At 73.0% G+C, this 6,850-nt stretch carries 5 protein-coding genes and 1 pseudogene; 3 read left to right on the forward strand and 3 right to left on the reverse strand.

Translation table 11 applies throughout. The features are described from left to right. A partial coding sequence (locus BH719_RS08430; RefSeq protein ID WP_009744417.1) for a thiamine pyrophosphate-dependent enzyme occupies positions 1-714 on the forward strand: 714 nt, incomplete at its 5' end. Between the two features lie 92 nt (positions 715-806). Next, complete coding sequence (locus tag BH719_RS08435; protein ID WP_009744418.1) at positions 807-2,756, forward strand: trypsin-like peptidase domain-containing protein; 1,950 nt, start codon at positions 807-809, stop codon at positions 2,754-2,756. A 98-nt stretch (positions 2,757-2,854) separates the two neighbouring features. Here the strand turns inward: BH719_RS08435 and BH719_RS08440 are convergent, their stop codons facing one another. Beyond that, positions 2,855-4,183 (reverse strand): isochorismate synthase, encoded by a 1,329-nt coding sequence (locus tag BH719_RS08440; protein ID WP_157098224.1) that lies wholly within the window; start codon positions 4,181-4,183, stop codon positions 2,855-2,857. Between the two features lie 57 nt (positions 4,184-4,240). On the opposite strand from BH719_RS08440, the gene BH719_RS08445 reads away from it, so the two are divergent. Continuing rightward, on the forward strand, positions 4,241-4,948 hold the full coding sequence (locus BH719_RS08445; protein ID WP_009744420.1) for a class I SAM-dependent methyltransferase: 708 nt from the start codon (positions 4,241-4,243) through the stop codon (positions 4,946-4,948). 704 nt (positions 4,949-5,652) lie between these two features. On the opposite strand, the gene BH719_RS08450 is transcribed toward BH719_RS08445, so the two are convergent. Together BH719_RS08450 and BH719_RS10255 are read right to left on the reverse strand one after the other, a co-directional pair. After that, positions 5,653-6,495, reverse strand: coding sequence for a class II fructose-bisphosphate aldolase (locus BH719_RS08450; protein ID WP_009744421.1), 843 nt, complete (start codon positions 6,493-6,495; stop codon positions 5,653-5,655). A 10-nt stretch (positions 6,496-6,505) separates the two neighbouring features. Continuing rightward, positions 6,506-6,850, reverse strand: a pseudogene (locus tag BH719_RS10255) (ROK family protein); the annotation flags it as partial.

A 6,850-nucleotide genomic window follows, 5' to 3' on the forward strand; every position in this document is an offset into this window, starting at 1 on the left:
GTTTGGGCGCCACCGGACTGGCTGAGCCAATGGGAGCAGCAGGACCGCGCGGCGCGCGCCGCCGTCAACGCCCTCGTCGCCCGGTGCGCGGCCCAGGGGGGCCCGCCCACCATGTTCGAGGTAGCGCGCGCGGTCGAGGAGGCCTCCGACGGCCCGCTCGTGCTGGGCGCCTCCAACCCGGTGCGCGCCGTCGACCTCGTGTGCGCGGACCTGGCGGGGCGCCGCATCCACTCGAACCGGGGCCTCGCCGGCATCGACGGGACCATCGCGACGGCTGCGGGCATCGCCCGGGGGCTGGGGGCGGCCAGTGGGGCGCCCGCGCCCAGGACCGTCGTCCTGCTGGGCGACCTCGCGTTCTTCCACGACGCCTCGTCGCTGGCGCTCGCCGCCGCGGAGGGCGCGCCCCTGGACATCGTCGTCGCCGACGACCACGGCGGGGGGATCTTCGCCACCCTGGAGCACGGACGGCGCGAGCACGCCGACCTGTACGACCGGTGGTTCGGGGCGGGGCAGAGCACCGATACCGCGGCGCTCGCCGCCGCCTACGGCGCCCGCTACCAGCGGCTGGACGCCGACGGACTGCGCGGGGCACTGCGGGAGGGGGCGGATGGCGGGGGAGTGCGCGTCCTCCACGTGCCGATCAGCCGCGCCGCCGGACTCTACGCCACGGCGGGCAGCGCTTCGGCGCTCGGCTTGGCGGCCGGGCGGGTATGAGGATTCAGACAACTTTCAGTGAACCCCCAGTGGTTGGGAATGAAGGACGTGCATACTTGACTCAACGCACAACCCAGTAACGAGAAGGACCTATGAGCGACGAGAACTCCCAGTGGGTGCCCCGCGATCCGGGGACCCGGCCCGAGGCATGGACCGACCAGGCCCAGCAGGCCCCATACGTGTCAGGTGCCGGGCAGGCGCCCACCGCCGGTGCCGCGCCACAGGCGCCGTCCGCCGCTCCCAGCGCCGCCGAGACGGAACAGCTCCCGCGCGTGCAGGAGGGAGCGTGGTTGCCGGGCGCCGATGAGACCGCGCAACTGCCCAGGGTCGACGGCGCCGCGCTGCCGCTGAGCGCCCAGGAGACCATGCAGCTTCCGCGCGTGCAGGAGACCATGCAGTTGCCGCGCGTGCAGGAGACCGCGCAGCTGCCCAGTGCGACCGCCGGGCAGTTCCAGTCCGCGGCGTCCCCCGCCTATGGGCAGCCGCCCGCTGAGGCTGGGCCTGCTTACGGGCAGTTCCAGTCCGAGGGGTTCCCCGCCTATGGGCAGCCCCCGGCTGAGGCCGGGCCAGCTTATGGGCAGTTCCAGTATGAGGCGTCCCCCGCTTACGGGCAGCCCCCGGCTGAGGCGGGTCCTGCTTACGGGCAGACGGGGTTCGAGGCTGGGCCTGCTTACGGGCAGTTCCAGTCCGAGGGGTCCCCCGCCTATGGGCAGCCCCCGGCTGAGGCGGGTCCCGCTTACGGGCAGGAGGCTCCAGGCGGCGACGGGTCCCACGACTTCCCCCAGCCAGTCGGCCAGATGCCCTTGCAGCAGGGCGCGCCCGAGTACGCGCCTGTCACCGGCGCGCCCGAGTACGCGCCCGTGACCGGGGCGGCCGTCGTGAGGAAGGGGCCGGGATGGCTCGCCCTCGTCGCCTCGATGCTCGTCACGGCGCTGGTCACTGCGGGCGGCCTGTGGTTCGTGCTCCGCCCCGACTCCACCCAGGACTCGTCGGCCGCCTCGGCCAACGGCGGGACGGTGGCGTCCGTGGCCTCTGCGGACTCCGCCCCAGACTGGCAGGCGGTCGCCTCCGCCGTGTCCCCCGCAGTGGTGACGATCCAGGTGCAGAGCTCCTCGTCCACGGGCATGGGATCCGGCGTCGTCTACGACGCCAAGGGCGACATCGTCACCAACTACCACGTCATCGCTGCCGCAGTGCAATCCGGCGGCAAGATCCAGGTGACGCTCGCTGACGGGCGCATCTACGACGCCGAGGTCGTCGGCCACGACCGCACGACCGACCTCGCCGTCATCCGGCTGGTCAACCCGCCCTCGGACCTCACGGTCGCGCGCTTCGGCTCGTCCTCGCATCTCACCGTCGGAGCGCCGGTCATGGCGATCGGTGCGCCCCTGGGCCTGTCCAAGACCGTGACGACGGGGATCGTCTCCGCGCTCAACCGGCCCGTCGAGGTGGCCGTGGACGACGACTCCTCCAAGAACAACGGGCAGGGGGACTCCAGTGATCCCTTCGGCCAGCAGAAGCGCAACCAGAGCTCCTCCGACACGGTGATCACGAACGCCATCCAGGTCGACGCCTCGCTGAACCCCGGTAACTCCGGCGGCCCCCTCTTCGACCAGACCGGCGCCGTCGTGGGCATCAACTCGTCCATCAAGTCGGTCACCAGTTCGGACGGGCAGGCCGGATCGATCGGCCTCGGCTTCGCCATCCCCTCGGATCTGGTGACCTCCGTCGCCGACCAGCTGATCGCCAAAGGCACTGTCAGCCACGCGGTGCTCGGTGTCAACGTCACGACCGCGGCCGTCAGCGTCGGCGGCGACACCTACGCGGGGGCCGAGCTCGCGGATGTGACCTCGGGCGGGGCGGCCGACAAGGCCGGCCTGCGCAAGGGCGACGTCATCACCCAGGTGGAGGGCCAGGAGGTCTCCTCCGCCAAGCAGCTCACCGGCTACATCCGCCGCTACAAGGGCGGGGACACCGTGAAACTCACCTACGTGAGGGACGGCGCCTCGCACGAGGTCCAGGTGGCGCTCCAGGCCAAGTGAGGGCAGCCGCGTGAAGCGGTCCCGGCCAGTGGCTCCGCACCGACAACGCCCCGGCGTCGTCGGTGCGGAGCCCTTCTCCGCCGCGCCCTGGCGTCTCCTCAGCGCGCGCCGAGGGCGTCCAGGAGGGGCCGCATCTTCGCCTCCGTCTCGACCAACTCGGCCCCCGGGTCGGAGTCGGGCATGATCCCGGCGCCCGCGAAGAGCCTGATCCGGGAGCCATCCTCCGCCCCCGCCCCGGCGCCCTCGACCTGGCCGCAGCGCAGGGCGAGGGCGAACTCGCCCTCCCCCGAGGTGTCGATCCAGCCGACGGGACCCGCGTAGCGGCCCCGGTCGGTGTCCTCGTAGCGCTCTATGAGCCCCATGGACTCGTGGCGCGGCGTCCCGCAGACCGCGGCCGTGGGGTGCAGCGCGGCGACCGCGTCCAACAGCGACGCGTCCAGGACGCCCGACACGTCAGTGGCGAGGTGGGTGACGTTGGGCAGCTCCAACAGGAAGGGCTCCTGGGGGACGCGCAGGTCGGAGCACAGGGGGTGCAGGGCGGAGGCCACGGACTCGACGGCGAGCGCGTGCTCGCGCAGGTCCTTGTCGGACTCCAGTAGCGCCGGACCCCCGCCGGGAGCGCACGTCCCCGCCAGGACGCGCGAGAAGACGCGCCCGGAGCGCGCGGAGGCCAGCATCTCGGGGGTCGCCCCGATGAGGCCGTCGACTCCGAAGATCCACGTCGACGGATAGAGCGCGCTGAGGCGCTCCAGCAGGCGGCGCTCGTCGAAGCCGCGAACGCGCGCGATCATGTCCCGCGCCAGGACGGCCTTCTGGGCGCGGCCCCCGCGCAGCAGCGCCGCCATCCGGGTGACCTGCCCGCGCCACTGGCTGCGGGTCATCGAGCCCTGCTCGGAACCGACCAGGCGCGCCACGGCGACGGGGGAGCGGCGCTCCAGGAGCGCGGCGGCGGCCTCGAGCGGATCGGCGGGCAGGTCCGCAGCCGAGGGCGCGGGGAGGGCGTCGGCGCCCGGGGCAGGGGCCGTGCCGGCGCCGGCGGCGTGTTCCGCTCCGGCGCCGGGGGTGGACGCGTGGACGACGAAGCGCCCGTGCTCGCAGTCGATGACGGCCACGGCGGGGACGAGTGCGACGGAAACCCCGGAGGAGAAGGCGAAGGACGCGAAGGCGACCGGCTGGGGCGCGGGCGCCGGAGGACCGCTGGCCACCGCCTCCCACTGCTCGTGGAACCCTGCGATGGCCCCGGGGCCGCGGTGCGCGAACCTCCAGGCGGCGCCGACTCCGACCATCGAGCGCCGCCGCCCCATCCACGCGCACCCGCCCTGCGCCTCCGGCAGGAAATCGAGGAGCCCGGCACGTGCCAACGGAGACGACGGGGGCACCTGGCGCACGTGGAATCGCAGGTCCGATAGGGGGGCGGTTGGCAGCACGCCCCCATCGTAGCGGGCGACGCGACACCCGGCCCCCGGACGTGGGAGGATTGGGGCATGAGTGAAGTCCTGCGCGCAGACCTAGACAAGACCCAGGCGGACGTCGCGTCAATGTTCGACCACGTCGCCGAGCGCTACGACATGATGGACGCCCTCATGACCGGGGGCATGAACCACGTGTGGATGGCCGCGTTCCGCAAGGCGGTGGCCCCGCACCCCGGCGAGCGGATCCTCGACCTGGCCGCGGGCACCGGCGTCTCCTCAGCCGCCCTGGCCAAGGGCGGGGCCGAGGTGGTGGCCTGCGACCTGTCCGAGGGCATGATCGAGGTGGGCCGCCAGCGCCACCCGGACATCGAGTTCGTGCAGGGCGACGCCATGGACCTCGACTTCGACGAGGCGTCCTTCGACGCGGTGACGATCTCCTACGGGCTGCGCAACGTGCCCGACCCCGAGGGGGCCCTGCGCGAGATGGCGCGCGTTGTGCGCCCCCGGGGCCGCTTGGTGGTCTGCGAGTTCTCGACGCCGCCCTCGCGCGCCTTCGGCGCCGTGTACGGCGCCTACCAGCGGACGGTGATGCCGTTGCTCGCGCGCTTGGCCTCCACCAACGCCCAGGCCTACGACTACTTGGTCGAGTCGATCCGCCAGTGGCCCGACCAGCGCGCCCTGGGCGCCATGATCGCCCGCAACGGCTGGTCGGAGGTCCAGTACCGCAACCTCACGGGTGGCATCGTCGCCCTGCACCGCGCGGTGAAGCCACTGCCGTAGGGCGGCGCTGCGGGCGCGGCTCCCCAGGTGGTGCGGGCGCGACTTCCCAGGTGGTGCGGGCGGGGCCCCATGCGGTTAACCGCCCCTTTCTTCACGGTCCGTCCCTTTGCTTCGTTTTTTCGGTGTCCGTGTCCGCTGGTGTCGCGCACAAGGGAGGGAATTACGCAACACTGGGCCGCACACAAGGGCTTGATTCCGCCCTTGTGTGCGGTGCGTGTTTCTTAAATCGGGGTCCTTGTGTGCGTACTCCGAGGGGGTGGTGCGCGATCCGGAGCAGTCCTCCTGGGGTCTGGCCCTGGCGCGGGTGCCCCCCTGGTGTGGACGCGCGTTGTCGGCCGTGTCCGCAGCGTGCCCGGCCCGGGTGCGAGTTCGAGCGCGCGTTGTCGATACGGACGCGCGTTGTCGGCACCGTGAGGGGGTCGTTGACATCGTGAGGGGGTTGTTGACACCGCGAGGGGGATATAACGCGCGCTGGTGTCAACAACGCGCGTCGGTGCGGACAACGCGCGTTCATGCCAACAACGCGCGCCGGCGGCCCCGCCCGGAGCCCTCATCGGCAGTCACCGCAGCCCACGCCCGGGGCCCTCATCTGCAGTCACCGCAGTCCGTGCCCCAGGGGCCGTCGTCGGCGCAGCCCAGTCGGCGCCCGGAGCCCTCGTCGGCGCAGCGCGGGCCGCTACCCCACGACAGCAAACCCACAACAGCTAGTCGTGGACAGTGGTGTACAGGCGCATGAGGCGCTCCGCCTCGGCGCTGACCGCGCGGTTGCCGGGGCCCATGTACTTGCGGGGGTCGACGGCGCGCGGGTCCTCGTCGAGCATCCGCCGGACATCGGATGTGAACACGGCATTGAGGTGCGTGGACACGTTGATCTTCGTCATCCCGGCGCGGATCGCCGAGCGCATCCCGTCGTCTGGCACGCCCGAGGAGCCGTGGAGCACCAGCGGCACGGCGACGGCGCGGTGGATGGCGGCGATGCGGGCGTCATCCAGCACCGCGTCGCGGGTGGCCATCGCGTGCGAGGAGCCGACGGCGACGGCCAGCATGTCCACCCCGGTGTCCGCCACGAACGCCGCCGCCTCGTCGGGGTCGGTGCGCGCGGAGGGGTCGTGGACCCCGTTCTTGCCGCCGACCTCGCCGAGCTCGGCCTCGACGCTGATCCCGGCGGCGTGGGCGGCCTCGGCGATCCGTTTCGTGGAGGCGCGGTTGTCGGCGTCGGGCAGCGCCGACCCGTCGTACATGATCGAGGAGAAACCGAGGTCGATGGCCGCTCGGCAAAGGCCGGGGTCCTCGGCGTGGTCCAGGTGGACCGCGACGCGCGCCGACGAGGCGCGGGCCAGTTCGAGGAGCGCCTTCCCCAGGGGCGCCAGGCGGCCGCCGTGGTACTTCACGGCGTTCTGGGAGAGCTGGAGGACCAGGGGCAGGCCGCAGCGCTCCGCGGCGTCGATGAAGGCCTCGGCGTGGTCGAGGAGGACCACGTTGAAGGCCGCGAGGCCGCGGCCCTGTTGAGCGCACTCGCGGGCGAGTGCTGCGGTATCGGCGAACATGGCTGCCTTTCTATTGGTGGGCTAGCGCGGAGGGCCCCTGGGCGCTCCGCAGCGCCAGGGCGGCGGCGCCGAGCGCCTGCGACGCAGGGCCCAGCGCCGCGGGGACGATGCGGGGAGGGGGCATGCGCCCGGTGACGGAGGCGGCGCCCCGGGCGAGGTTGTCGTAGACGAGGGGCCCGCCCTCCGACAGGCCGCCGCCGATGACCAGGGGCACGTCGCCCACCTGGTGGCGGACGATCCCCAGTTGGGCGCCGAGCAGGCCCATCGCGGAGGCGAAGACCATTGCGGCGGGCCCGCCGCCGGGCGCCCGCGCGCGCTCGGCTGCCTCGCGGGCCCCCTCCCCGGGGCCGATCAT

Source organism: Pauljensenia hongkongensis, assembly GCF_001746855.1.
Lineage (GTDB): Bacteria > Actinomycetota > Actinomycetes > Actinomycetales > Actinomycetaceae > Pauljensenia > Pauljensenia hongkongensis.

Bases quoted from the DNA above. Each gene is read 5' to 3' on its own strand.
- BH719_RS08435 (WP_009744418.1), top strand. From the start codon at position 807: ATGAGCGACGAGAACTCCCAGTGGGTGCCCCGCGATCCGGGGACCCGG.
- BH719_RS08450 (WP_009744421.1), bottom strand. From the start codon at position 6,495: ATGTTCGCCGATACCGCAGCACTCGCCCGCGAGTGCGCTCAACAGGGC.
- BH719_RS08445 (WP_009744420.1), top strand. From the start codon at position 4,241: ATGAGTGAAGTCCTGCGCGCAGACCTAGACAAGACCCAGGCGGACGTC.